Here is a 25,425-nt window from a genome sequence, read left to right as displayed (position 1 = left end):
ATATTGCAGGTCCGGGTCGCCCTTCCGGAACCGATCAGAGGAGCCGTCATGACCCAGGCAAATTCTACCCGAGCCGCATCGACCTTGTGGATTCTGCTGCTGACGCTGGCCAGCACCGCGACGACATTGGCGTTCGCCTGCGCCACCCCGTTTCCAGCACTGGCGGCGCTTGCCGCGGTGCATATGCGCCGCAGCGACGGCGTCTGGCTGATGCTGGCGGCGTGGCTGGCGAGCCAGGCGGTCGGCTTCTGCCTGCTCGATTATCCGCGTGATGCGGGGACATTCGGTTGGGCGGCGGGCCTCGCCACCGCTGCGGTCGCGTCGGTGCTCGGCGCCTATGCCGCGCTTCGCCTGATTCCGGGCCAATCGACTCTGGTCCGGCTGGGCGTCGCCAATCTGGCGGGGTTCGCCGCGTTCAAGCTGGTGGTGCTCGGCTGGGCCGTCCCGCTGGGCGGCGTCGCCAGTACGATCGATCCGGCGATCCTGATGCGTCAGCTGGTGCGCAACGGTGCGATCCTGATCGGGCTGTACGCGCTGTACCGCGCACTGACGGCGATCGGGGTGCCGCAGCCGGCCGCCCCGCGCGCCGCGGTCGCCTGAGCGCCGCGCGGTGCTCAAGCGGGTCGCGGACGGGCCGGCGATCGTCGCCTGCAACAGCTGTCGCCAGTCGCCCGAGGTCCGGGTGGACGGCGAGGGCGTCAGCGGCGGCGCGCGGCTGATCGAGGCGCTGCGCGCGGTCCGGGCGTCCGACCCGCGCTATGCGGGCATCGCGGTGCAGGACATGGCCTGCCTGTTCGCGTGCCAGGATCACTGCACCGTCCATCTGCGCGCGCCCGACAAGGTCGGTTACGTCATGGGCAGGTTCGCGCCCGATGCGGATGCGGCGCGGGCGATCCTGGACTATGCCGTCGCCTATGCCGACAGCGAGCATGGCCGCGTCGCCTATTCGGAATGGCCCGACGGGGTGAAGGGTCATTTCGTCACGCGCACCCCGCCGCCGGGATTCGTCGTCGAATGAGCCATTTCCCCACCGCCGCCGCGTTCCGCACCGCACTGGCCGCATTGCCGGTCGCCGACGAGAACGCACGCATCGCGGCACAGCAGCGCCAGGCCCAGCTGACCAAGCCCGCCGGATCGCTCGGCCGGCTGGAAGAGATCGCGGTCTTCATGGCCGGGTGGCAGGGCCGCGAACGTCCGCGGATCGATCGCGCCCGCGCCGCGATCTTCGCCGGCAATCATGGCTTCACCGTCCACGGCGTTAGTGCCTTTCCGGCGAGCGTGACCGCACAGATGGTCGCCAATTTCGAGGCGGGCGGCGCGGCTATCAACGCGCTGTCGGGCGCGGCGGGGATGGAATTGAGCGTCACCGCGATCGACCTCGACCGGCCGACTGCCGATTTCACTAACGGCGCGGCGATGAGCGAGGGCGAATGCCTGGCAGCGCTGGAGGCCGGCGCGGCTTCGGTCACGCCGGAGCTCGACCTGATCGCGGTCGGCGAGATGGGGATCGGCAATTCGACGGCGGCGGCCGCCCTGTGTGCGCGCAGCTTCGGCGGGTCGGTGCGCGACTGGGTCGGTCCCGGCACCGGCGTCGATGCCGAGGGGATCGATCGCAAGGTCGCGGTGATCGAGCGCGCGCTGGCGCTGCACGGCGATGCCGCGGATGACCCGTTCGAGACGCTGCGCCGCCTGGGCGGACGCGAGATCGCGGCGATCGCGGGCGCAGTAGTCCGCGCGCGCCAACTGGGCGTGCCGGTGGTGCTCGACGGGTTCATCAGCGGATCGGCGATCGCGCCTCTGGCCGTGACCGCACCGCAGATTACCGCGCATTGCATCGCCGGTCACTGCTCGACCGAACCGGGGCACCGCCGGCTGCTCGAGCGGCTGGGGCTCGACCCGCTGCTGAACCTCAACATGCGGCTGGGCGAGGGCAGCGGCGCGGCGGTGGCGGTGGCGGTGATCCGATCGGCGCTGGCGGCACATGCGCAGATGGCGACGTTCGACGAAGCCGCGGTGTCCGGCGCCTTGTGACCGGCTTTGCGCTCCATCTGCTGCGCCACGGCGCACCGGTCCGTCCCGGCCGGCTGATGGGGCGCACCGACGATCCGCCGACGCCGGACGGGATTGCTGCCTGCGTGGCCAGGGCGGCGGGTCTGGAGGTCGAGTACCTGATCGCATCCGATCTCCAGCGGGCAAGCCGTGCGGCCGAGGCGATTGGCGCGGGGCTGAACTTGACGCCCGTTGTCGATCCGCGCTGGCGCGAGCTGGATTTCGGCGCATGGGACGGGTGCGATCCGGCCGCGATTCCCCCGGTGGCACTGGCCCGGTTTCATGACGATCCGGAAGGCGCGCCGCCGCCGGAGGGCGAGCTATGGTCTGGGCTGACCGCGCGCGTGTCCGCGGCGATCGATGCGCTGCCGCCTGTGCCGACGCTGGTAGTGACCCATGGCGGGGCGATGCGCGCGGCGCTGCACCTGCTCTGCGGGTTCGACCTGCGCCAGACCTGGGCGGTCGACCTGCCTTACGCCGCCTTGCTGTCGTTGCGCGTCTGGCCGGGCGAGCATCGGTTCGCGCAGATCACGGGGTTGCGCACATGAAGGGGCTGGTCATCGCGGTTCAGTTCCTGACGCGCCTGCCAACGCCGCGCCTGTCGGTGACGTCCGATGCGTTCGCCGCATCGATGCGCTGGTTTCCCGCCGTCGGCCTGTTGATCGGTGCGCTCGTTGCCGGCGGCGGGTGGGCGGGCGCGTGGATCGATCCCTGGACCGGCGCGCTGGCGGCGTTGGTGCTGTGGGCCGCGGTCACCGGCGCGCTGCATCTCGACGGTCTGGGCGACGTCGCCGATGCCTGTGGCGCCGCGCACAAGGATCGCGAGCGGATGCTGGCGGTGCTCGCCGACCCGCATCTCGGCGGCTTCGGCGCGGCGTCGATCGGGCTGCAGCTGATCGCCAAGCTGGTGCTGCTCCATGGGCTGGTGGCGGCACAGGCCTGGTGGGCGATCGCGCTGGTCCCGGCCGCGGCACGGATCGGCCCGCTGATCTGGTCGCGCTGGCTGTCCGACCTTCATGCCGGGCTGGCGTCGCGGTTTCGCGGCGCGGTGCGGCCGGTCGATCTCGGCGTCTGGGCGGCGTTGCTGCTGGGCGCGGCATGGCTCGTACCCGCCTTGCTCGCCACGCCGCTGCTCATCGGCGGATGGGGCCTTTGGCTGAGGTCGCGGCTGGGCGGCATTTCCGGTGACGGGCACGGCGCGGGAATCGAGATTGTCGAGAGCGGGCTGCTGCTCGCCTCCCTGATCGCGCTGCGGCTGGCATGACGTCGCGCTGGACATGGCATGGCGGCGGCATCGACGCGGCGCGGCGGCAGTTCGGCGAGGGCGATGCCCCGTGGATCGACCTGTCGACCGGGATCAACCCCCATGCCTGGCCGGGGGTCGAGGCACTGGCGATCGACTGGCGCAGCCTGCCCGGACGCGGCGCGCTCGCCGATCTGGAAGCAGCGGCGGCGGCGTGTTTCGATGTCGATCCGCGCCATGTCTGCGCGGTGCCGGGAACCGAGGTCGGGCTGCGCATCGCCGGCGACCTGATCGGCGGGCCGGCACGCTATGTGGGGCCGACCTATCGCACCCATGGCGAGATGATCCCAAGCTCTCAACCGATCGCGGTGGAGGCGTTGGCGGGCGAGCGCGGCACGCTGATCCTGGCCAACCCCAATAATCCCGATGGCCGCATCTGGTCGCGTGATGCGCTGCTCGACTTGCTCGGTGAGCGTGCAGCCGGTGCCTGGCTGATGCTCGACGAAGCCTTCGCCGATACCGATCCCGCGCTCAGCCTGGCGGGCAGCATCGCCGACGATGCGCGGCTGCTGATCTTCCGCTCGTTCGGCAAGTTCTTCGGACTGGCGGGCGTGCGGCTGGGCTTCGTGCTTGGGCCAGTAGCGATTCTCGACCGGCTGCGCGGCGCGCTCGGTGCCTGGCCGGTGTCGGCCGCGGCGCTTGCGATCGGCACCGCCGCCTATCGCGACCGCGAGTGGATCGAGGCGATGCGCCGCGGGCTGCCCGCCGATGCGGCCGCGCTCGATGCGGTTCTCGCCCGGCATGGCCATGTCGCGAGCGGCGGGTCGCCGCTGTTCCGGCTGATCGAGGTCGATGACGGCATGGCCCTGTTCGAACGGCTCGCGCGGCAGGCGATCCTCACCCGGCCCTTTGCCGAGCAGCCGAACTGGCTGCGCATCGGGTTGCCGGGCGATGCGGCAGCGTTGGCGCGCCTCGATGCTGCGCTGGCCGATGGCTGAGCCGATCGCGCTTGCCGCGTTGGCGATCGATGCGGCGCTGGGCTGGCCCGATCGCCTCTATCGCCGGATCGGCCATCCGGTGGGCGGGTTCGCCCGACTGATCGCCACCTGCGAGACGCGCTGGAACCGGCCGGAGCGAAGTGAGGCGGCGCGCAAGCGGGCAGGCGTGGCGACGGTCGCGCTGTTGCTGCTCGTCGCGGGTGGCGGCGGGTGGCTGATCCAGGCGGCGCTGCTCGCGTGGCTTGGCCCGATCGGATGGATCGCGGTGGCGGTGCTTGCCTGGCCGGCGCTGGCGCAGCGCAGCCTGTTCGACCATGTCCGCCCGGTGGCGCGCGCGCTGCACCGGGGCGACCTGAATGGTGCGCGCGAGGCGGTCGGCCGGATCGTCGGCCGCGATACCGGCGCACTCGACGACGCCGGCGTCGCGCGCGCCGCGATCGAGAGCCTGGCCGAGAGCTTCTGCGACGGCGTGGTCGCGCCACTGTTCTGGCTGTTGCTGCTCGGCCTGCCGGGCGTCTGGGCATACAAGGCGATCAACACCGCCGACAGCATGATCGGCCACCGCGAGCCGCGCTGGCGCAGCTTCGGCTGGGCGGCGGCGCGGACCGACGATGCGCTGAACCTGATCCCCGCGCGCCTGTCGGGGATGCTCCTCTGTCTGGTTGGCGGCGGGTGGCGGACGATGGCGCGCGATGCGGGCAAACATGCTTCGCCCAATGCCGGCTGGCCCGAGGCGGCGATGGCCGGCGCGCTGGGGCTGCGGCTGGCCGGGCCGATCGCCTATGACGGGGTGATGCATGACAAGCCCTGGATCGGCGGCGGACGCGAGCGGTGCGACGCACGTGATATCGATCGGGCGCTGACGCTGTATCTGCGCGCCTGCGCATTGCTGTGGCTCATCGCAGGGGGACTCGCATGGGCGCGCTGATGCTGCAGGGCACCGGGTCGGACGTCGGCAAGTCGGTGCTGGTCGCCGGGCTGTGCCGCGCCTTCGCCAATCGCGGGCTGCGCGTGCGGCCGTTCAAGCCGCAGAACATGTCGAACAACGCCGCCGTGACCGAGGATGGCGGCGAAATCGGCCGCGCGCAGGCGCTTCAGGCGATCGCCTGTCGCGTGGCGCCGCACACCGACATGAACCCGGTGCTGCTGAAGCCACAGGCCGATCGCACATCGCAACTGATCGTCCATGGCCAGGTGCGCGGAACACTGGGATCGGGCAATTTCCGTGCGGCGCGCGGCGCGCTGCTCGACGAGGTGCTGGCCAGCTATCGCCGGCTGGGTTCGGCCTGCGACCTGGTGGTGGTAGAGGGTGCGGGATCGCCCGCCGAGATCAACCTGCGCGCCGGCGATATCGCCAATATGGGCTTTGCCCGCGCCGCCGGGGTGCCGGTGGTGCTGGTCGGCGATATCGATCGCGGCGGGGTGATCGCGGCGATCGTCGGCACGCGCGCGGTGATCGATCCCGACGATGCGGCGATGATCCGCGGTTTCATCATCAACAAGTTTCGCGGCGACCCGGCTTTGTTCGAGGATGGCTATCGCGCGATCGAGGACCGGGCGGGGTGGCGCGGCTATGGCGTCGTGCCCTGGCTGGCGGCGACCGTGCGCCTGCCGAGCGAGGATGCGGTGGTGCTCGACCGCAGCGCCCGCCCGCGAGCGGGGCGGCACATTGTTGCCTGTCCGATCCTGCCGCGCATCTCGAACTTCGACGATCTCGACCCGCTGAAGCTCGAGCCCGAGGTGGAGCTCGTGATGGTGCCGCCGGGCACGCCGATCCCGGGCGATGCCGCGATGGTCGTGCTGCCGGGATCCAAGGCGACGATCGCCGACCTCGCCTTTCTGCGCGCGCAGGGATGGGACATCGACATCCTGGCGCATCGCCGGCGCGGGGGCATGATCCTGGGGCTATGCGGCGGTTATCAGATGCTGGGGCGCTGCATCGCCGATCCGCTGGGGATCGAGGGGCCGGCGGGCGCGGTCGAGGGGCTGGGCCTGCTCGATGTCGAGACGCGCCTGTCGCCCGCCAAGATGCTGCGCCACGCCAGCGGTAGCGCGCTGGGCGCACCCGTCCAGGGCTATGAGATGCATATGGGCGAGACCGCAGGGCCGGACGCCGCGCGGCCCTTCGCGATGCTGGACGGTACCGGCGCCGATGGTGCGATCAGCGCCGACGGGCAGGTGATCGGCACCTATCTCCACGGGCTGCTGTCCTCGCCCGAGCTGCGGACTGCGGTGCTGCAGCGGTTCGGCGCGATCGGATCGGGGCGCGATCACGCGGCGGATGTCGATGCGGCGCTGGACGAGATCGCCGCCGAGCTGGAGCGCCATCTCGACATCGACGCCTTGCTGACCCTCGCCATGACCGCGGAGCCGATCGCCCCATGACCGCATCGACCCATTTCGTCCTGGGCGGCGCCCGATCGGGCAAGAGCCGCCACGCGCAGCAGCTGGCCGAGGCGCTGCCCGGGCGCCCGGTCTTCATCGCCACTGCAGAGGCATGGGACGACGAGATGCGCGACCGCATCGCCCGCCACCGCGCCGACCGCGACGCGCGCTGGCACAGCGTGGACGCGCCCCGCGCGCTGGCCGAGGCGATCGATGCGCAGAGCGGAAGCGGCGCAGCGGTGCTGGTCGACTGCCTGACGCTATGGGCGTCGAACCTGATGCTGGACGATGCCGACATGGAGCGCGCGACGGCCGATCTGGTCGAGGCGATCGGCCGGTTCGAGGGAACGCTGATCCTGGTCGCGAACGAGGTCGGTTTCGGCATCGTCCCCGACAATGCGCTAGCGCGACGCTTTCGCGACGTCGCGGGGCGGATCAACCAGGCGGTGGCGGCGGTGGCCGACCGGGTGACTTTGGTGGTCGCGGGACTCCCGGTTGCGATCAAGGGCTAGCGTCCGCGCTCACGCCGTCCAGCGCAGCGCGTCGATCAGCGCGCGCAGCGCCGGGGTGACCTGCCGGCTGGGGTAATAGAGAAAATAGCCGTCATAGGCGGGGCTCCATTCGTCGAGCACCTGGATCAGGCGGCCATCGGCGATTTCGTCGGCGACGTCGCATTCCATCATATAGCCGAGCCCTGCACCGGCCCGCACCGCGGCGCCCGCCAGCACCTCGTCATTGACGATCAGCTGGCCGGTCGGACGATAGCGAATCTCGCGCCCGTCGTGCTCGAACTCCCAGGGCAGCAGCCCGCCGCCGCCGAGGAGCCGGTAGTTGATGCAGACATGGCCATCGAGCTGATCGGGCGTTTCAGGTCGCGGATGGCGATCGAAATATCCGGGCGTCGCCACCACCAGTGTTCGCAGCTGTGGCCCCACACGGACCGCGATCATGTCGCGCTCGACCGATTCGCCCAGGCGGATGCCGGCATCGAAGCCTTCCGCCACCAAGTCGATCAGGCGATCCTCGACGATCACCTCGATCGAGATGTCGGGATGGTCGAGCAGGAAGCGCGGCAGGCGCGGCGCCAGCACCATCCGCGCGCCCGAGGAGAAGGTGGTCAGGCGCAGCGTGCCAGACGGTGCGCCGCGCCAGTCGGCCAGCGCCGCCAGCCCGCGACCGACCTCGTCCAGCGCCGGGCCGAGCGAGGCGAGCAGCCGTTCGCCTGCCGGCGTCGGCGCCACGCTGCGCGTCGTGCGCGCCAGCAGCCGGACGCCCAGCCGCGTCTCGAGCCCGCGCATCGCATGGCTGAGCGCCGAGGTCGACAGGCCGAGCGTGGCGGCGGCGCGGGTGAAGCTGCGCGCGCGGGCGACCGCGGCGAATGCCGCCAGATCGTCGAGATCGCCGCGTTTCATTGCTGCATGTCCTTCACAAGCCCTTGCGACGGATCGGGTCTAATAGGCTCATAGGGCGGTGCATAGCTTGGGACTCGATTTGTCAGGAGATGCAGCAATGAGTTTGACCGTTCACCGCACGCTGGGCCGTTCGGGCCTGGCCGTCAGCCCGCTGGCGCTCGGCACCATGACGTTCGGCGCGGACCGCTGGGGCGCCGACGAAGCACAATCGCGCGCGATCTTCGACGCCTATGTCGATGCTGGCGGCAATTTCATCGACACCGCCGATGTCTATTCGGCCGGCGAGAGCGAGGCGATGCTGGGGCGGTTCGTGGCGGACCGCGGCCTGCGCGACCGGCTGGTGATTGCCACCAAGGCGGGGTTCGCGCGGACCCAGGGTACGCCGCTGGCCGGCGGCAACGGCGCGCGCAACATCCGCGACGGGATCGAGGGTTCGCTGCGGCGGCTGGGTACCGGCTTCATCGATCTCTATTGGAGCCATGTCTGGGATCGCACCACGCCGCCCGAAGAGGTGCTGCGCGCACTGACCGACGCGGTGCGGCGCGGCGAGATCCTCTATTACGGCTTCTCGAACACGCCTGCCTGGTATGTTGCGCAGATTGCGACGCTGGCGCGCGCGCACGGACTGCCCGAACCGGTCGGGCTGCAATATGCCTATTCGCTGATCGACCGCGGCGTCGAGCTGGAGCTGCTGCCGGCCGGGCAGGCGCTGGGCATTGGGCTGGTAGCATGGAGCCCGCTGGGCGGCGGCCTGCTGACCGGCAAATATGGTCGCGACAAGATCGGGACGGAGGGCGCGTCGGTCAGCATGCCCGATCGTGCGGGCGCGACGGCCGAAGGCGGCAGCGACGGGCGGCTGAACGGCGACAATCCGTTTGGCGGCATGTTGTTCACCGAACGCAATTTCGACGTGGTCGACGTGCTGCGCGCGGTGGCGGGCGATCTCGACCGGCCGATGGCACAGGTCGCGCTTGCCTGGGTCGCCAACCGGCCGGGCGTCGGATCGGTGCTGATCGGCGCGAGCCGGCCCGAGCAGCTTCGCGACAATGTCGCCGCGCTCGACATCGCGTTCACCGCCGAGCAGCAGGCACGGCTCGACGCCGCCGGCGCGCTCGACCTGCCCAACCCCTATTTCATTTTCCAGCTGCCGCGACCGATGATCTTCGGCGGATGCGAGGTCGAGCCCTGGCGGTGAGTCAGAGTGGCACGGGACCGAGATAGCCCGTCGGTGGGCCGCCGGTGCTGAGCACCAGCTTTTGGAGCACGACATTGTCGTCCAGTCGCCAGATGCGGATCGTGTGGCGGCCCGTCGCGACGGGGCCCAGGTCGCAGCTGAGCTGGACGACATTGTCGCAGACCGCCTTCGCCCAGCGTTTCTTGCCCGGCGTGTCCTGGGCACCGCCGGTCGGTTCGAGGTCGATGGCGAGCGGCTGGACCCGCCCGTCGTCGATCGACACGCCGATCCGCGGCGGCGCCTTGCCGATCGTGTCGAGCGTGGGGGCGAGGTACAGGGTGAGCAGCGCGGGGCCGGGCTTGCGCACCGTCACGTCGTAATCGAGGCGGACGCCGTCCTCGGCGGTGGTCGGGGGCAGGCCCTGGGGCAAGGCGAGCACCGCGCCATCGGTGCGTCCGAGATGGGGGATGCGTGCCCAGTTCAGCCCCTTGCCGCCGCGGGCGCGGGTGAAGGCGGGCGCCTCGATCGCGATCATGGCGTCGCCGGGGCGCTGGGGAGCGACGAATTTGGGCTGCGGATTGCGCCGCCCGTCGGGCGTGTCGCCGCCGACGCGGGTGATGCTGGGCATGGTCTGCTGCGTCGGGTCGTTCCAGATGACATAGCTCATATGGACCTGCGCCATCATGCCGTCCCACTTGCCGCCGTTGATCGAGTGATAGCGGTCGGTCAGTTCGGCATCGCGGCGAAAGGTCGCCTCGACCTGGTCGGCGAAATAATTGGCGCGCGCATCGTTGCGCGAGGCCAGCAGCTTGTTCCAGGCGGCGGCGTAATAGAGGCGGTAGAGATTGGCCATCGCCGCGATCGGATGCTCGACCAGCTGGAAATAGGCGTCGAGCTGATCCTGCGACAGGCGGGTGCGGACCGCCAGCATCCGGCGCTCCAGCGCATCCCATTCGGCGACCATCGCGCCGAACTCGCCGCCGTCCAGCCCGTCGCGCGTGATCCCGCCCAGCGCAAAGCTGTCCTGGTCGATCAGCTCGGGCTTACGCCGCGCGGCATATTGGCCATAGGCGGTCAGCATCTCGCCGATCGCGGTGCCTTGCTCGCGGCCGAACGCGGCCTCGCCCCAGGACCTGGGATAGGCGGCGAGCGCCGCGGGGGTCATCGCCTCGGGGTCCCAGGCCTGGTCGAGGAAGAAGCTCAGCGGGAATTCCATCGGTTTGATGTCGCCGACATTGACGATCCAGATCGAACGCGCGTCGCGCCGGTAGGCGAGGTCCATCTGTTGCCAGACCTTCTCGATCTGGTTGGTGTTGATCCATTTATAGTTTCGCGGCGCCCCGACATAGTCGAAGTGATAATAGACGCCGTGCCCGCCGCTGCGCGGGGGCGCACCAGGCGTGGGCAGGCGGCGGATCTGGCCCCAATTATCGTCGGCGAACAACAGGGTGACGTCGTCGGGCACCCGCATCCCGTGGTCGTAATAGTCCTGCACTTCCTTGTAGAGCGCCCAGAGCTGCGGCGTCTGCGCGGCGGGACGCTTCGTCACCTGTTCGATGATGCTGCGCTGATCGGTGACGATCCGTTCGAGCAGCGGGATCGCGGTTCCCTCGGCCATCGCCTCGTCGCCGTCGCCGCGCATGCCGACCGTCACGAGCGATTCATAGCCGCGGCCATCGCCCTTCGACATCATCCGATCGATGCCGCCGCGCCAGAATTGGCGCAGCTTGTCGCGGTTCTTCGTATAGTCCCACGGCCCGCCGGTGATCCCGCCCGCCGTGTCGCGGTGCCATTCGTCATGCGCGCGCAGCATCGGCTCATGGTGCGAATTGCCCATGACGACGCCCATCGCGTCGGCCAGCACCATGTTCTGCGGATCGTCGGCGGCGAAGGCGCGAGGCGCCCACATTGCCGGCCACAGATAATTGCCCTTCATCCGCAGCAGCAGTTCGAAGACATGGGCGTACATCGCGGCGTTGAATCCGCCGAATTTCTTCTGCGCCCAGCTGCTGAGGCAGGGCGCCTCGTCATTGATGAAGAAACCGCGGTAGCGCACCTTTGGCTGGTCGCGGCGGCTGTCCGCCGAGACGAGCACATCGCGCTGCCGCCGGACCGGGATGTCGGCGAACCAGTGCCAGGGCGAGACGCCGATGCGGCGCGACAGGTCATAGGTGCCGAACACCGCGCCGCGCCGGTCGGAGCCGATGATCACCAGCGCCCGGTCGATGCCGGGGGCGGGGCGCTCGACCACCTGCTGGCGACAGGCCTCCCACTGGCCGCGCAGGTCCGCGGTCTCGATCCTGCCGGCGGCGGCGAGCGCGTCGAGGAACGGGCTCTGTCCGAGTACGCCGATCACGACGACCGTGCCGCGCGCTGCCTCGATCCCGCCCTCGACCAGTTGCGCCGGGCTGCCGCCGACCCGCTGGAGATCGGCAGCGAAGCTCCTGGCGGCGTGGAGCACCGCAGGGTCGGCGGCGCTGTCGACCACGACCGTCGCCGGCACGCCGGCGTGGATCAGGGGAAAGGGTGGCGCCTTGGCGAGCCGCGTCGCAGCTGGCAACGGAGAGGCGAGCAGGGCGATCGCGCCGGTGGCCGCGCCCGCCAGCAGCGTTCGTCGCGTCAGGCTCGCTCCCAGTTGATCCGCCATCGCTCTCCCCTTCGAGTTGTGGCCTCTTGCGGGCCCGTCGATCCTGCGCGCCGGCCCGGGAACGGGCGGCACGAGGTCAGCGTATCAACTCATACAAATGAGCGCCACCCCTGTCGGGCGCGGCATGAGGCAGATTGCAGGATCAGCCGGCGAGCGGCAGGCGAATGACGAAGGTGGCGCCCTTGCCGGGTTGGGAATCGAGCTCGATCGTGCCGCGATGCGCCTCGACGATCCCCTTGGTGATCGCCAGGCCCAGCCCGGTGCCGGCATGGCCGCGCTGATGCGATCCGTCCTCCTGCGCGAAGCGGGTGAACAGGCGCGGGCGGAATTCGGGCGAGATGCCGGGGCCCTGATCGGACACGCTGATCCGTGCCCAGCTGCCGTCCGTGTCCAGAGCGATGCAGACCTCGCTGTCGCGCGGCGAGAATTTGCAGGCATTGGACAGCAGGTTGCTCATCACCTGCTGGATCCGGCGAACGTCCACCCGCGCACGCACCGGCGCACCCGGCAGATCGGTCTTGAGCGTGACGCCGTAGCGGTCGCCATAGGGCTGGTTCTGCTCGGCCGATTCGGCGACCAGCTGGCACAGATCGGTCGCGGCAAGTTCGAGCGAGAGCCTGCCCGACTGGAGCTTGTCCATCTCGAGCAGGTCGTTGACCAGCGCGATCAGCCGGTCGGCATTGCGGCGGCCGATCGCGACCAGGTTCGACGCCTGGGGCGGCAGTTCGCCGGCGGAGCCGGCACCCATCAGGTGCAGCGCGCCCGAAATGGCGGTGAGCGGCGTACGCAGTTCGTGGCTGACGGTCGAGACCAGCTCGTCCTTCAGCCGAGCCGCCTGGCGCTCATGCGTCACGTCGCGCGCGGTCATGATGAAGCGGTTGCCCGAAATGGTCTTGCGCCAGATCTCGAGCACGGTGCCGTCCGCCCGCCGGATCTCGATCCGCCGGCTTTCGTTGGTGCGGATCGAATGGATGAAGGCATCGACGATCTGCGCGGGATCGCCGGGGCCGAGCTCGCCGCGATCGGCGGTGATGCGCATCAGCTTGGCCGCCTCGCACCCTTCGCACAGCACCTCGTCGTCATAGTCGAATAGGGTGGCGAAGGACTCGTTCCACAGGATCAGCCGCAGGTCGCCATCGACCAGCGCCACGCCCTCGGTGACGTTCTCGACCGTGAGCTTCAGCAGCTCGCGTTCCTCCGCCAGCTTGCGCCGCTGTTCCTCCGCCTCGAACCGCTCGACACGCAATTCGATCAGGTCGACCACGGTCCGGGCGAGGCGCTCCAGATTGGCCCGGTCATGATCGCTCAGCTCGCGCGGAACGCGGTCGATCAGGCACAGGGTTCCCACCGCCTGCCCGCCGACGATCAGCGGAACACCGGCATAGAAGCGCACGAACGGGTCGCCGGTGACCATCGGATTGGTGCGAAACCGCGGATCCTGGGTCGCGTCGGGCACGACCATGATCCCGTCGTCCAGGATGGCGAAGGCGCAGAAGGCCAGGTCGCGCGACGTGCTGTCGTCATCGAGACCGCACGCGCCGCGGAAACACTGCGTGTCGGCATCGAGGATCGACACGACCGACATCGGCACGTCGAACAGGTCGGTCGCCAGCTGGGCGATATGGTCGAACACCGGCTCGCGCCCCAGCCCGCCCAGCCGGTAGCGCGCTACCGCATCCATCCGCACCGCCTCGTTCGCGGGGATGGGCGCCCCCTGATGGGGTGTGGAAGTGTCAAATGACTCCATGGACTTCGCTTCTACTCTATCCGCCGCATCTATCCCAAATGGTTGTCAGGAAACGACTTATGGCGCCGGCCGAGTCAACCATCGGCCTGCGCCGCGTACAGGCCCGTCGATTCGCTATGCCACAATGGCCGCGCGGCGCCAGTAGGTAGGGTTGCGAGGGTGGGGGGCGGGCCGCTCGCGGAACGCGAACCGCCGTTTCGCGTCTGCCGTCCGTCCCCAACTATATGCCAGCACTATGCGGTTCGCGGGTTTCGATCTCGAATTGATATGACGCCCGCTCCTAATCGGGTGCCCTGAATTAACCCGGGTCAGGCGCAAATGCGCCGCCCGTTATTGGGGTGTATCGCTTGAGACTCTTGCCTGTTTCCATCGTCGTCGCGTCGCTGTCGCTGCCCCTGGCGGCCCACGCCCAGGAGGCTCCCGCGGGGACCATAGAGCCGACGACCGTCGCGGCGCCTGCGCCGGCACCGGCGATCACCGTCAGCGGGTCGGTCGGCATCGCGTCGGACTATCGCTTTCGCGGCGTGTCGCAGACCGACCGGCAGGTCGCGGTCCAGGGCGGGCTGACGCTGACCCACGAGAGCGGCCTCTATGCCGGCATCTGGGGATCGAACCTGGCCGGATGGGGCACGTTCGGCGGGGCCAATCTGGAACTGGACCTGATTGCGGGGTACAAGGCGAAGCTGGCCGACAATGCGACGCTGGACGTCGGCGCGGTCTATTATGTCTATCCTGGGGGGGCGGACACGACCGAGTTTCTCGAGCCCTATGCGAAACTGACCGGCACCGCCGGGCCGGCGACGCTGACCGCGGGAATCGCCTATGCGCCCAAGCAGAAGGCACTTGGCCGCTGGTACGCGACCGGCGCCGACGCCGCGGCGGGCACCTACACCGACCCGGGCGATCGCAAGGACAATCTGTACCTGTGGGGCGATGCCGCGGTCGGGATTTCGGGCACCCCCTTCACCGCCAAGGCGCATATCGGCCATTCCAAGGGTAATGACGGGCTGGGCCCCAACGCGACCAGCCTGAGTCCGACCGGCAGCTATTGGGACTGGTCGCTGGGCGTCGACACGACGTGGCGCAACCTGACCCTCGGCGTCGCCTGGGTCGATACCGATATTTCGGACCGCGATGCGGCCTATCTCCAGCCGAGCTTCAGCAAGGGCCAGGACGGCACCGGCAGCATTGCCGGGTCGACATTGCTGGTCTCGCTGACCGCCGGCTTCTGACGCGAAGGGAGCAGCGATGCAGGATCTTTTGTGGATCGCAATCCTGGTCGGACTGGTGGCGATGACGCTCGCCTATGTCCGCCTGTGCGACAATTCTTGAGGAGGCGGCAATGACGATCGACCTCTGGCTGGCCGCGATATGCGCCGCCGGCCTGCTCGCCTATCTGGTGGCGGTCCTGCTCCGCCCCGAACGCTTCTGAACGGGGGAAGCATCATGACCATCCAGGGCTGGATATTGATCCTCGCCTTCACGGGCATCCTGATCGCGCTCGTCAAGCCGACCGGCATGTGGCTGCACGCCTTGTACGAGGGGCGCCGCACGCCGCTGCACCTCGTGCTCGGGCCGGTCGAGCGCGGCTTCTATCGCCTGTCGGGCATCGACCCGGCGGCCGAACAGGGCTGGCGGCGCTACGCCGTCCACATGCTGATCTTCAACGTGGTGCTGCTGTTCTTCACCTATGCCATGCTGCGGCTTCAGGGCGTGCTGCCCGGCAATCCGCAGGGGCTGGGCGGCCTGAGCCCCGATTTGTCGTTCAACACCGCGATCAGCTTCACGTCGAACACCAACTGGCAGAGCTATGCCGGGGAATCGACCATGTCGAACCTCGGCCAGATGCTGGGGCTGACGATCCACAATTTCCTGTCCGCCTCGACCGGCATCGCGCTTGCGTTCGCGCTGTTCCGTGGCTTCGCGCGGCGCGAGGCGAAGTCGGTGGGCAATTTCTGGGCCGACATGACCCGGATCACTCTATACCTGCTGCTGCCGGCCTGCGTCATCTACACGATCTTCCTGATCGCATCGGGCGTGCCGCAGACGCTGTCCGGCGTCGTCGACCTGACCACGCTGGAGGGGGCCAAACAGTCGATCCTGCTGGGCCCGGTGGCCAGCCAGGAAGCGATCAAGATGCTGGGCACCAATGGCGGCGGCTTCTTCAACGCCAATTCGGCGCACCCGTTCGAGAACCCGACGGCGCTGGTCAATTTCGTCCAGATGCTGTCGATCTTCGTGATCGGCACCGGGCTGACCTGGACCTTCGGCAAGGCGGTGGGCAATCCGCGCCAGGGCTGGGCGATCCTGGCGGCGATGATGATCCTGTTCCTGGCAGGCACGACCGTCACCTATTGGCAGGAAGCGGCGGGCAACCCGATGCTGCACCAATTGGGCGTGGCGGGGGGCAACATGGAGGGCAAGGAGGTGCGCTTCGGCATCGCCGCCTCGTCCCTCTTCTCGGTCGTGACCACGGCTGCCTCGTGCGGCGCAGTCAACGCGATGCATGACAGTTTCACCGCGCTGGGCGGGATGATCCCGCTGATCAACATGCAGCTGGGCGAGGTCGTCATCGGCGGCGTGGGTGCGGGCATCTACGGCTTCCTGCTGTTCGCGATCCTGGCGGTGTTCGTCGCCGGGCTGATGGTCGGCCGCACGCCCGAATATGTCGGCAAGAAGATCGAGGCGCGCGAAGTGAAGCTGGCGGTGCTGGCGATCGCGGTGCTCCCGCTGATCATCCTGGGCTTCACCGCCCTGTCGTCGGTCATGCCGCAGGGGCTGGCCGGACCGCTGAACAAGGGGCCGCACGGCTTCAGCGAGATCCTCTACGCCTTCACCAGCGGCGTCGCGAACAACGGTTCGGCCTTTGCCGGGATCAGCGCCAACACGCCCTGGTATAACGGGCTGCTGGGCGTCGCGATGTGGCTGGGCCGGTTCTTCGTGATCGTGCCGATGCTGGCGATCGCCGGCAGCCTGGCGGCGAAGAAATACACGCCGGAAAGCTCGGGCTCGTTCCCGACGACGGGCGCCCTGTGGGTCGGCCTGCTGGTCGGGATCATCCTGATCCTGGGCGGCCTCACCTTCCTGCCGAGCCTCGCGCTCGGTCCCATCGCCGATCATCTCGCGATGATCAGCGGCCAAATGTTCTGAGGGGCGCCACCATGGCCCAAGACAAGGCACAGGCACAAAGCCTGTTCACCGCCGCCCTGATCGTTCCGGCGATCAAGGCATCCTTCCTCAAGCTGAATCCGCGCGAGCTGATCCGCAATCCGGTGATGTTCACCACCGCGGTCGTCGCGGCGCTGCTGACCGTGCTGCTCGTCGTCGGGCAGGACGGGCTGGCGACCAGCTTCAAGCTGCAGTTGGTCGTGTGGCTGTGGCTGACGGTGCTGTTCGGCACCTTTGCCGAGGCGCTGGCCGAAGGGCGCGGCAAGGCGCAGGCAGCCTCGCTGCGCGCGACCAAGGCCGAGCTGACCGCCAAGCGGCAGAAGAATGGGCGGATCGAGACTGTCGCCGCCAGCCAGCTGCGCGCCGGCGACACGGTGCTGGTCGAGACCGGCGACCTGATCCCGGCGGACGGCGAGGTCATCGCCGGCGTCGCATCGGTCAACGAGGCCGCGATCACCGGCGAGAGCGCGCCGGTGATCCGCGAGGCAGGCGGCGACCGGTCGGCCGTCACCGCCGGCACGCGCGTCATCTCCGACCAGATCACGGTGCGGGTCACCGCCGATCCGGGCCAGGGCTTTCTCGACCGGATGATCGCGCTGGTCGAAGGCGCCGAGCGGCAGAAGACGCCGAACGAGGTCGCGCTGACGCTGTTGCTGGTCGGGCTGACCATCGTGTTCCTGATCGCGGTCGCCACCATTCCGGGCTTTGCCAGCTATGCCGGCGGGTCGATCCCGGTCGCCATCCTGGCGGCGCTGCTGATCACGCTGATCCCGACGACGATCGCGGCCTTGCTGTCGGCGATCGGCATTGCCGGCATGGACCGGCTGGTGCGGTTCAACGTGCTGGCCAAGTCGGGCCGCGCGGTCGAGGCGGCGGGCGATATCGACGTGCTGCTGCTCGACAAGACCGGCACGATCACGATCGGCGACCGCCAGGCATCCGAGTTCCGCGCGGTCGGCGGCGCCTCGCCCGAGATGCTGGCCGAGGCGGCGCTGATGGCCAGCCTTGCCGATGAGACGCCCGAGGGCCGATCGATCGTGGTGCTGGCGCGCGACAAGTTCGGGCTGACCCGCACCATGCCCGAAGGGGCGGAGGTGATCCCGTTCACCGCGCAGACGCGCGTGTCGGGGCTGCGCACCGGTGACACCTTGGTCCAGAAGGGCGCGGTCGATTCGATCCTGAAGGCCAATCCCGGCGCGGGCGAGACCGCGGCGGCGACGGAATTGCGCCGCGTGACCGACGAGATCGCGCGTGCCGGCGGCACCCCGCTGGCGGTGGCGAAGGACGGGCGGCTGCTGGGCGCGATCTTCCTGAAGGACGTGGTCAAGGCAGGCATTCGCGAACGCTTCGGCGAGCTGCGCGCAATGGGCATCCGCACGGTGATGATCACCGGCGACAATCCGCTGACCGCCGCGGCGATCGCAGCCGAGGCCGGGGTCGACGACTTCCTTGCCCAGGCGACGCCCGAGGACAAGCTGGCGCTGATCCGCAAGGAGCAGGAGGGCGGCAAGCTGGTGGCGATGTGCGGCGACGGCACCAACGACGCCCCGGCGCTGGCCCAGTCGGATGTCGGCGTGGCGATGAACACCGGCACCCAGGCCGCGCGCGAGGCCGGCAACATGGTCGATCTCGACAGCGATCCGACCAAGCTGATCGAGGTGGTCGGGCTGGGCAAGCAGCTGCTGATGACGCGCGGCGCGCTGACGACCTTCTCGGTCGCCAACGACGTCGCGAAATATTTCGCGATCATCCCGGCGATGTTCGTCGCGCTCTATCCGGGGCTGGGCGTGCTGAACGTGATGGGGCTGACCAGCCCGGAAAGCGCGATTCTGTCGGCGATCATCTTCAACGCGCTGATCATCCCGATGCTGGTGCCGCTGGCGCTGAAGGGCGTGACCTATCGCCCGATGGCGGCGGGGCCGCTGCTGGCACGCAACCTCACCATCTATGGGCTGGGCGGCCTGATCGCCCCGTTCATCGGCATCAAGCTGATCGACCTGGTGGTCGGCGGCCTCGGCCTGGCCTAAGGAGTAGAAGACATGGGCAAGGATTTCACCTCCGCACTGCGTCCCGCGATCGTCATGACGATCCTGTTCGCGGCGCTGCTCGGGCTGGCCTATCCGCTGGCGATGACCGGAATCGGCCAGCTGCTGTTCCCCTCCCAGGCCAATGGCAGCCTGGTCACCGAGAATGGCAAGGTCATCGGATCGGACGTGGTCGGCCAGGCCTTTACCAGCCCGCGCTATTTCCAGACGCGGCCATCGGCCGCCGGCAAGGGCTATGACGGGCTTGCCTCGTCGGGCTCCAACCTCGGCCCGACCTCGCAGGCGCTGGCTGACCGGGTGAAGGCCGACGTCACCACCCGCCGCAGCGAGGGAGTCGCCGGACCGGTGCCCGCCGACCTGGTGACCACCAGCGGATCAGGGCTCGACCCCGACCTCTCGCCCGCCGCGGCGCTGGCGCAGGTCGACCGCGTCGCGCGGGTGCGCGGCATCCCGGCCGACCGCGTCCGTGCGCTGGTCGAGGGGCAGGTCGAACATCCGCTGCTCGGTTTCCTGGGTGAGCCGCGGGTCAATGTGCTGGCGCTCAACCGAGCGCTCGACCGATTGCGATGAACGACCCCGGCCGCCCGTCTCCCGAGGCCCTTCTGCGCCAGGCGGCGCAGGAGGGCCGCGGCACATTGAAGATCTTCCTCGGCGCCGCCCCCGGCGTGGGCAAGACCTATGAGATGCTGAGCGACGGCGCGGCGCAGCGGCGCGACGGCGTCGATGTCGTGATCGGGGTGGTCGAGACCCATGGCCGTGCCGAGACCGAGGCGATGCTGCGCGGTTATGAGATCGTACCGCGCCGCGACGTCCCCTATGAGGGCCGCACGCTGCATGAGATGGACCTGGACGCGATCCTGGCGCGCGCGCCGCGGCTGGTGCTGGTCGACGAGCTTGCCCATAGCAATGCGCCGGGCAGCCGCCATCCCAAACGCTATCAGGATGTCGAGGAGCTGCTGGCGGCGGGCATCCATGTCTATTCCACGATCAACATCCAGCATATCGAGAGCCTGAACGACATCGTCGCCAGCTTCACCCGGGTGCGGGTGCGCGAGACGGTGCCCGACAGCGTGCTGGAAACCGCCGAGATCGAGGTGGTCGACATCCCGCCCGACGAGCTGATCGAGCGGCTGAAGGCAGGCAAGGTCTATCTGCCCGAGGAAGCGACCCGGGCGCTGACGCATTTCTTTTCCAAGTCGAACCTGTCGGCGCTTCGTGAACTGGCGCTGCGCCGCGCGGCGCAGGCGGTCGATGCGCAGATGCTCGACCATGTCCGCGCGCTGGGCGTCGGCGGCACCTGGGCGGGCGGCGAGCGGGTCGTCGTCGCGATCAGCGAGCAGCCGGGCGCCGATGCGCTGGTCCGCGCCGCGAAGCGCGTCGCCGACGCGTTGCGCGGGCCGTGGACGGCGGTGTTCATCGAGACCTCGCGCAGCCAGAATTTCTCGCCGCAGGACCATCGCCGGCTGGCGCAGACGATCACGCTGGCGACTCAGCTGGGCGCGCAGATCGCGACGGTTCCCGCGACCAGCGTGCTCGACGGGCTGACGACCTTCGTCGCCGAAGCGCGCGCGACCCAGCTGATCGTCGGCAAGTCGCAGCGCTCGCGCTGGTTCGAGCTGTGGCATGGATCGGTCGTCGACCGGCTCGTGCGCGAGACCCCGGGTGTCGCGGTCCATGTCCTGCCGATCGAGGGCGCCGCCCCGACGGCGCCTCGGCGCGAACGGCGGCCGCATGGCAGCTGGGGCAGCCCGGTGGGCTATCTGTGGACCGCGGCGATGGTCGCGGGGGTCACCTTCGCCGGACGCGCGTTGCTCCACATCCTCGACCTCGGCAATGTCGCACTGCTCTACCTGCTGCCGGTGATGGCGGCGGCCAGCCTGTTCGGGCTGCGCACCGGGCTGTTCGCCGGGCTGGCGTCGAGCCTGGCCTATAATTTCCTGTTCCTGCCGCCGGTCGGCACGCTGTCGATCAACAATCCCGAGAACATCATTTCGGTGATCGTGCTGCTGGGCACCGCGATCGTCACCAGCCAGCTGACCTCGCGCGTGCGGGTGCAGGCCGATCTGGCGGCGTCGAGCGCCCGAACCAATGCCGCGCTCGCCGGCTTCCTGCGCAAGCTGACCGCGCTGGGCGACCGCGAGGCGGTGGAGCGCGCGATCTGCGACGAGATCGCCCGGCTGTTCGGGCGCGAGGTGGTGATGCTGGCGCCGGTCGAGGGGCAGGGGATGGTCATCCAGGCCGCCAGCGGCAGCGGCGTCACCCTCGACACGATGGACCTGGCGGCGGCGCAATGGGCGTTCGACACGCGCGCCGCGGCGGGCAAGGGATCGGGCACGCTGGCCGCGTCAGAATGGCTGTTTCAGCCGCTTGCCGCGGGCGAGCAGGGCATTGCCGTGATCGGCCTGTCGGACGAGGCGGCGGGCGATCCCGTGCGCCCCGACCAACTGCCGCTGCTGATGAGCCTGGTCGACCAGGCGGCGCTGGTGCTGCAGCGCTTCCGCCTGGAGGCGGAGATGCGCGACGTCGATGCGATCCGCACGCGCGACCGGCTGCGCGGCGCGTTGCTGTCCTCGGTCAGCCACGACCTGCGCACGCCGCTCACCTCGGTGATGGCCGCGGCCGACCAGCTCGATCACGGCGCGACGCCCGAGCTGATCGAGACGATCCGGTCGGAGGCGGCGCGGCTCAACCGCTTCGTGTCCAACCTGCTCGACATGGCGCGGGTCGAGGCGGGCGCGCTGAAGCTCAACATCGAGGCGATCGACCTGAGCGACGCGGTGACCGGCGCGGCGCATGACGTGCGCGGCGCGTTGCAGGGGCATGAGGTGGTGCTGGACGTGCCGCCCGACCTGCCGCTGGTGCGCGCCGACCCGCAATTGCTCCACCATTGCCTGCTCAACCTGCTCGACAATGCCGGCCGCTATGGCGATCCCGGGACGCAGGTGATCATTCGCGGCGAGCATCGCTTCGGCCTGCTGCAATTGTCGGTGCTGGACGAGGGGCCGGGGCTGCCGCCCGGCCAGGAGGAACTGGTGTTCGAGACGTTCCGCCGGTTCGAGGGATCGGACCGGGCGGTGGGCGGCACCGGGCTGGGCCTTGCCATCGTCAAGGCGTTCGCCGATGCGATGGGGATTACGGTCGAGGCAGCCAATCGGGACGACGGGCGGGGCGCGCGGTTCAGCCTGACCTTCCCCGCCGGGCTGATCGTCCGGTCGACCGCGTCGGGAGAGCAATAGACCATGTCCGCCACCGTGCTGGTGATCGACGACGAACAGCCGATCCGCCGCCTGCTGCGCAACACGCTGGAGCGGGCAGGCTACCGCGTGGTCGAGGCGATGAACGCGGCCGAGGCGCTGGTGCAATTCCGCGGCGAGGCGCCGGGCGCGGTGCTGCTCGACCTGGGCCTGCCCGATCGCGACGGGCTGGAGCTCGTCCCGCTGCTGCGCAAGGATAACGAGCCGGTGATCCTGGTGATCTCGGCGCGCGATGCGACCGACCAGAAGGTCGCGGCGCTCGATCTGGGCGCGGACGATTATGTGACCAAGCCGTTCGATACCGAGGAATTGCTGGCCCGCCTGCGCGTCGCGCTGCGCCATCGCAGCCAGGCGGGTGCACCGGCGAAGATCGTGCGCCGCGGCGATCTGGAGATCGATCTGGACGCGCGACAGGTGCGGCGCGGCGACGAGGAGCTCCACCTCACGCGCAAGGAGTATGACGTGCTGGCGATGCTGGCGCGCAATATCGGCCGGGTGGTGACGCATGACCGCATCCTGGCGGCGGCGTGGAGTCGCGAGGAGGATCCGCGGATCGAGTATCTGCGCATCGTCGTGCGCAATCTGCGCCAGAAGCTTGAGGCGCCGGGGCCGGTGGGATCGGTGATCGCCAACGAGTTGGGGGTCGGATACCGGCTGTTGTCCGACGGCTGAACGCCGCCGCGCCGCGCACTATGCGGGCGCTATGCGATAGCCGGGTTTCGATCTCGAATGGCTATGCGGCGAGGCGTATTTCGCTGATCCGGATCCGGCAGGTCGACCGGATCGGTGGAGCGTGTTGATGTTCAGCGTGATGAGTCCGGCGGGGTTCGTTCGTCCCGCCTTCGCTGCCGACAGCCTGAGGTCGGCGATCCTGCACGGTTCGGTGCGCACAGCGCAGGCGGACCGGCGCTGGCCGGCGATCGAGCGCCTGCTCTTCGCGATGCGCAAGGCCGGGCGGCGCAGCATTCGCATCGTCGATGCCGGCTGTGGCGCCGGCGACCTGCTGATCCAGGCGGCGCGCCATGCGCGATCGATCGGCTTTCTGGCGATCGAGGGGCGCGGCATCGACCGCGATCCCGCGGCCATCGCACGTGCCCGCTCGACCGCGAAGCTGCTGGCCGATCCGGCGATCGGTCTCAGCTTCGAGAGCGGCGATGCCCGTGCGGCGCTGGCCGACGAGGCGGAAGCGCCGGCGGACCTGATCCTCCATTCGCGATCGGTCCCGGCCGAGGTTGCGCGCAGTGCCGGGAAAGTGGCGCTGGCTGCGGGGGCGGCGGCGTGACCCGGCGCGATCTGGGCTGGCGCGCAGCGGGCGTGGCGATGATCGTCATCGGCTGGAGCGCATCGCTTGGCGCGAGATCCGACGCGGCCGGCATGGAAGTGCTCGGGCTGCTCGGCTTCTCGCTGGCGATGGCCGGGCTGGTGCTGGCGGTGCAGGGCAGGCGGGTCTCCGCCGCATTGCGGGTCGAGCGCAGCCGCCACCGCGACCTGCCGATGCGCATCCGCAGCCACAGGGGGCGGCGGTCATGATGGTGCATCACATGGGCTGGCGCGGCGACCTGATCGTCCGCGCGGTGGGCTTGGCGTTGATCGCGCTCGCGGCGATGGCGCTGGCGATGCTGTCGCGGCTGTGCGCCTCGCACCGGCCGCAGGAGGCCGAGGCGTGTCTGCTGGCGCTGGGCGGATTTCTGTCGTCGAGCATGGGCGCGGCGGCGCTGGCGACGGGGCGCGGCCTGTTCGCGCCAGTGCGGGTGAGCCGGCGCTGGAGGCGGCGGTAAGCCTTTCGAGCAGATCAGCGTCTCCTCCCCAGGAGCCTGCGGCTCCGGGGGAGGGGGACCGCCCCGCGTAGCGGGGTGGTGGAGGGGGCTGCAACAGACGTGGTGGACCCCCTCCACCATTCGCTGTGCGAATGGTCCCCCTCCCCCGGATGCGCAGCATCCTGGGGAGGAAAAGGCGGCGTCGCTTAAACTCCCGCTTCGCTCAGCTTTTCCAGCTGCTCGGCGCTCAGTGTCACCTCCAGCGCGCCCAGCAGTTCCTCGAGCTGCTCGATGCTGGTCGCGCTAGCGATAGGTGCGGTGATGCCCGGCTGGGCCATCAGCCAGGCAAGCGCGATCTGGGCGAGCGACGCCCCGGTCTCGGCCGCGACCTCGTCCATCACCGCCAGCACCGCCGGGCCGTTGCCGTTCATATAGGCATCCATCCGGCCGCCGCGGACGCTCTTGCCGGTGTCCTCGGCCGAGCGGTACTTGCCGGTCAGATAGCCCGACGCCAGCCCGTAATAGGGCAGGCCGGCGATATTGTGGGTGACGCACAGATCCTGCATCTCGCCCTCGAACTTGTGGCGGCTGACCAGATTATATTCGTTCTGCAGCGCCCGGTAATGCGGCAGCCCTTCCCTGGTCGCCAGGTCGAGCGCCGATTTCAGCCGGATGGCCGAGAAGTTGGAGGCGCCGATCGCGTGAACCTTGCCCGCGTCGATCAGCCTGGCGAAGGCGGCGAGGACATCGGCCTGAGTAACGGCGTCGTCATCCTGATGCGCATAATAGAGGTCGATCGTGTCGATCCCCAGCCGCTGGAGCGAGGCGTCGGCCGCGGCGGCGATCCGGGCGGGGGCGAGCTTGTCGCCACCCTCGCCGGGCAGCATGCCGACCTTGGTCGCGATCACGACCTTGTCGCGCTTGCCCGAGGTCTTGAGCCATTCGCCGATCACGCTCTCGGACTCGCCGCCCTGGTGGCCGGGCACCCAGGCCGAATAGACATCGGCCGTGTCGATCATCACCTGTCCCGCCTCGGCGAACCGGTCGAGGATGCGAAAGCTGGTCGCCTTCTCGGCGGTCCAGCCGAAGACGTTCCCGCCCAGCACCAGGGGACGAATGTCGAGGCCGGACGTGCCGACGGGGCGAAGCGCGCTCATAGGATCTCCGTTATCATGTCGTCACCGACGGCCGCGGGCCGATGGTCGGACTGCGAGCAGCAGGAACGGCGCAACCGGCAATAGGATGCGCGCCAGCACGTCATTCGTCGCCGCTGCCTTCCTCGTTACTCGCATTGCCGACGGGACCTGAAGGAGCCGGCTCGGCGCTGTTGTCATAGACGATGTCCGAATTGGCGAAGGCGATGTTCACGTCATCGACGGCTTCGCCCATCGCGTTGCTGTCGCCCGGGATTGTCTCGTTGGCCTCCAGCGCTTCATTGGGGGCCTTCGATCCGCATCCCGCCAGGCCGAACGCGATGAGGGCGAGGCCGGAGATCAGGAGGGTCTTGCGCATGGAATGTCCCTTGTCGTTTCGCGGGCACCGGTTA

The 25,425-nt window shown here is 69.3% G+C and carries 25 protein-coding genes; 20 read left to right on the top strand and 5 right to left on the bottom strand.

The features are described 5' to 3' along the window. Positions 1 to 48: 48 nt before the first annotated feature. The 9 genes from ACZ1H8_RS04725 to cobU are packed head-to-tail and all read left to right on the top strand — an operon-like array spanning position 49 to position 7,187. Entirely contained in the window at positions 49 to 600 is a 552-nt protein-coding gene (locus tag ACZ1H8_RS04725) for a hypothetical protein (protein ID WP_465180211.1), read from the top strand. 10 nt (positions 601 to 610) lie between these two features. After that, positions 611 to 1,018 (top strand): DUF1636 domain-containing protein, encoded by a 408-nt coding sequence (locus tag ACZ1H8_RS04720; protein WP_465180210.1) that lies wholly within the window; start codon positions 611 to 613, stop codon positions 1,016 to 1,018. Beyond that, positions 1,015 to 2,031, top strand: coding sequence for a nicotinate-nucleotide--dimethylbenzimidazole phosphoribosyltransferase (gene cobT / locus ACZ1H8_RS04715; protein ID WP_465180209.1), 1,017 nt, complete (start codon positions 1,015 to 1,017; stop codon positions 2,029 to 2,031). Before ACZ1H8_RS04720 ends, cobT begins: the two co-directional genes overlap by 4 nt. Continuing rightward, positions 2,028 to 2,597: a histidine phosphatase family protein gene (locus tag ACZ1H8_RS04710; protein WP_465180208.1), complete on the top strand. Its 570-nt coding sequence runs from the start codon at positions 2,028 to 2,030 to the stop codon at positions 2,595 to 2,597. Before cobT ends, ACZ1H8_RS04710 begins: the two co-directional genes overlap by 4 nt. After that, the gene (locus ACZ1H8_RS04705; protein WP_465180207.1) at positions 2,594 to 3,313 is read left to right on the top strand and encodes an adenosylcobinamide-GDP ribazoletransferase; all 720 of its coding nucleotides are present in this window, start codon (positions 2,594 to 2,596) and stop codon (positions 3,311 to 3,313) included. The genes ACZ1H8_RS04710 and ACZ1H8_RS04705 overlap by 4 nt, the downstream gene beginning before the upstream one ends. After that, a complete protein-coding gene (locus ACZ1H8_RS04700; protein WP_465180206.1) occupies positions 3,310 to 4,290 on the top strand; it encodes an aminotransferase class I/II-fold pyridoxal phosphate-dependent enzyme in 981 nt (326 codons plus the stop codon). The genes ACZ1H8_RS04705 and ACZ1H8_RS04700 overlap by 4 nt, the downstream gene beginning before the upstream one ends. Then, positions 4,283 to 5,218, top strand: coding sequence for an adenosylcobinamide-phosphate synthase CbiB (cbiB, locus tag ACZ1H8_RS04695; protein WP_465181339.1), 936 nt, complete (start codon positions 4,283 to 4,285; stop codon positions 5,216 to 5,218). The genes ACZ1H8_RS04700 and cbiB overlap by 8 nt, the downstream gene beginning before the upstream one ends. Continuing rightward, entirely contained in the window at positions 5,206 to 6,675 is a 1,470-nt protein-coding gene (locus ACZ1H8_RS04690) for a cobyric acid synthase (RefSeq protein ID WP_465180205.1), read from the top strand. The genes cbiB and ACZ1H8_RS04690 overlap by 13 nt, the downstream gene beginning before the upstream one ends. Continuing rightward, positions 6,672 to 7,187 (top strand): bifunctional adenosylcobinamide kinase/adenosylcobinamide-phosphate guanylyltransferase, encoded by a 516-nt coding sequence (gene cobU / locus ACZ1H8_RS04685; RefSeq protein ID WP_465180204.1) that lies wholly within the window; start codon positions 6,672 to 6,674, stop codon positions 7,185 to 7,187. The genes ACZ1H8_RS04690 and cobU overlap by 4 nt, the downstream gene beginning before the upstream one ends. Positions 7,188 to 7,196: 9 nt before the next feature. Here cobU and ACZ1H8_RS04680 read toward each other — a convergent pair whose 3' ends face one another. Continuing rightward, positions 7,197 to 8,087, bottom strand: a complete 891-nt coding sequence (locus ACZ1H8_RS04680; RefSeq protein WP_465180203.1) for a LysR family transcriptional regulator — start codon at positions 8,085 to 8,087, stop codon at positions 7,197 to 7,199. A gap of 97 nt (positions 8,088 to 8,184) precedes the next feature. On the opposite strand from ACZ1H8_RS04680, the gene ACZ1H8_RS04675 reads away from it, so the two are divergent. Continuing rightward, on the top strand, positions 8,185 to 9,282 hold the full coding sequence (locus ACZ1H8_RS04675; RefSeq protein ID WP_465180202.1) for an aldo/keto reductase: 1,098 nt from the start codon (positions 8,185 to 8,187) through the stop codon (positions 9,280 to 9,282). Position 9,283: 1 nt separating this feature from the next. Here ACZ1H8_RS04675 and ACZ1H8_RS04670 read toward each other — a convergent pair whose 3' ends face one another. Both ACZ1H8_RS04670 and ACZ1H8_RS04665 read right to left on the bottom strand, forming a co-directional pair. Then, a complete protein-coding gene (locus ACZ1H8_RS04670) occupies positions 9,284 to 11,908 on the bottom strand; it encodes a glycosyl hydrolase 115 family protein (protein ID WP_465180201.1) in 2,625 nt (874 codons plus the stop codon). A 142-nt stretch (positions 11,909 to 12,050) separates the two neighbouring features. Then, the gene (locus ACZ1H8_RS04665; protein ID WP_465180200.1) at positions 12,051 to 13,589 is read right to left on the bottom strand and encodes a GAF domain-containing sensor histidine kinase; all 1,539 of its coding nucleotides are present in this window, start codon (positions 13,587 to 13,589) and stop codon (positions 12,051 to 12,053) included. A gap of 455 nt (positions 13,590 to 14,044) precedes the next feature. On the opposite strand from ACZ1H8_RS04665, the gene ACZ1H8_RS04660 reads away from it, so the two are divergent. The 10 genes from ACZ1H8_RS04660 to ACZ1H8_RS04615 all read left to right on the top strand — a co-directional run bounded on the left by ACZ1H8_RS04660 (position 14,045) and on the right by ACZ1H8_RS04615 (position 23,900). Next, positions 14,045 to 14,887 (top strand): TorF family putative porin, encoded by an 843-nt coding sequence (locus ACZ1H8_RS04660; RefSeq protein WP_465181338.1) that lies wholly within the window; start codon positions 14,045 to 14,047, stop codon positions 14,885 to 14,887. A 110-nt stretch (positions 14,888 to 14,997) separates the two neighbouring features. Further along, the gene (gene kdpF / locus ACZ1H8_RS04655) at positions 14,998 to 15,087 is read left to right on the top strand and encodes a K(+)-transporting ATPase subunit F (protein WP_110153381.1); all 90 of its coding nucleotides are present in this window, start codon (positions 14,998 to 15,000) and stop codon (positions 15,085 to 15,087) included. A 14-nt stretch (positions 15,088 to 15,101) separates the two neighbouring features. Then, positions 15,102 to 16,805, top strand: coding sequence for a potassium-transporting ATPase subunit KdpA (kdpA, locus tag ACZ1H8_RS04650; protein ID WP_465180199.1), 1,704 nt, complete (start codon positions 15,102 to 15,104; stop codon positions 16,803 to 16,805). Between the two features lie 11 nt (positions 16,806 to 16,816). Further along, entirely contained in the window at positions 16,817 to 18,850 is a 2,034-nt protein-coding gene (kdpB, locus tag ACZ1H8_RS04645; RefSeq protein WP_465180198.1) for a potassium-transporting ATPase subunit KdpB, read from the top strand. 12 nt (positions 18,851 to 18,862) lie between these two features. Then, entirely contained in the window at positions 18,863 to 19,438 is a 576-nt protein-coding gene (kdpC, locus tag ACZ1H8_RS04640; protein WP_465180197.1) for a potassium-transporting ATPase subunit KdpC, read from the top strand. Next, the gene (locus ACZ1H8_RS04635; protein ID WP_465180196.1) at positions 19,435 to 22,104 is read left to right on the top strand and encodes a DUF4118 domain-containing protein; all 2,670 of its coding nucleotides are present in this window, start codon (positions 19,435 to 19,437) and stop codon (positions 22,102 to 22,104) included. Before kdpC ends, ACZ1H8_RS04635 begins: the two co-directional genes overlap by 4 nt. 3 nt (positions 22,105 to 22,107) lie before the next feature. Next, positions 22,108 to 22,794, top strand: a complete 687-nt coding sequence (locus tag ACZ1H8_RS04630; RefSeq protein ID WP_465180195.1) for a response regulator transcription factor — start codon at positions 22,108 to 22,110, stop codon at positions 22,792 to 22,794. A gap of 127 nt (positions 22,795 to 22,921) precedes the next feature. Then, a complete protein-coding gene (locus ACZ1H8_RS04625) occupies positions 22,922 to 23,404 on the top strand; it encodes a methyltransferase domain-containing protein (RefSeq protein ID WP_465180194.1) in 483 nt (160 codons plus the stop codon). Continuing rightward, positions 23,401 to 23,652 carry a hypothetical protein gene (locus ACZ1H8_RS04620; RefSeq protein ID WP_465180193.1) on the top strand — a complete coding sequence of 84 codons (252 nt, stop codon included), beginning with the start codon at positions 23,401 to 23,403 and terminating at the stop codon, positions 23,650 to 23,652. The genes ACZ1H8_RS04625 and ACZ1H8_RS04620 overlap by 4 nt, the downstream gene beginning before the upstream one ends. Continuing rightward, positions 23,649 to 23,900, top strand: coding sequence for a hypothetical protein (locus tag ACZ1H8_RS04615; RefSeq protein ID WP_465180192.1), 252 nt, complete (start codon positions 23,649 to 23,651; stop codon positions 23,898 to 23,900). Before ACZ1H8_RS04620 ends, ACZ1H8_RS04615 begins: the two co-directional genes overlap by 4 nt. A gap of 185 nt (positions 23,901 to 24,085) precedes the next feature. Here ACZ1H8_RS04615 and ACZ1H8_RS04610 read toward each other — a convergent pair whose 3' ends face one another. Beyond that, positions 24,086 to 25,036, bottom strand: a complete 951-nt coding sequence (locus tag ACZ1H8_RS04610; protein WP_465180191.1) for an aldo/keto reductase — start codon at positions 25,034 to 25,036, stop codon at positions 24,086 to 24,088. Positions 25,037 to 25,136: 100 nt separating this feature from the next. Continuing rightward, the gene (locus tag ACZ1H8_RS04605; protein WP_465180190.1) at positions 25,137 to 25,391 is read right to left on the bottom strand and encodes a hypothetical protein; all 255 of its coding nucleotides are present in this window, start codon (positions 25,389 to 25,391) and stop codon (positions 25,137 to 25,139) included. Between the last annotated feature and the right edge of the window lie 34 nt (positions 25,392 to 25,425).

Source organism: Sphingomonas sp. BL-S-25 (assembly GCF_055521555.1).
This window is presented reverse-complemented; position numbering and strand designations above follow the sequence as displayed.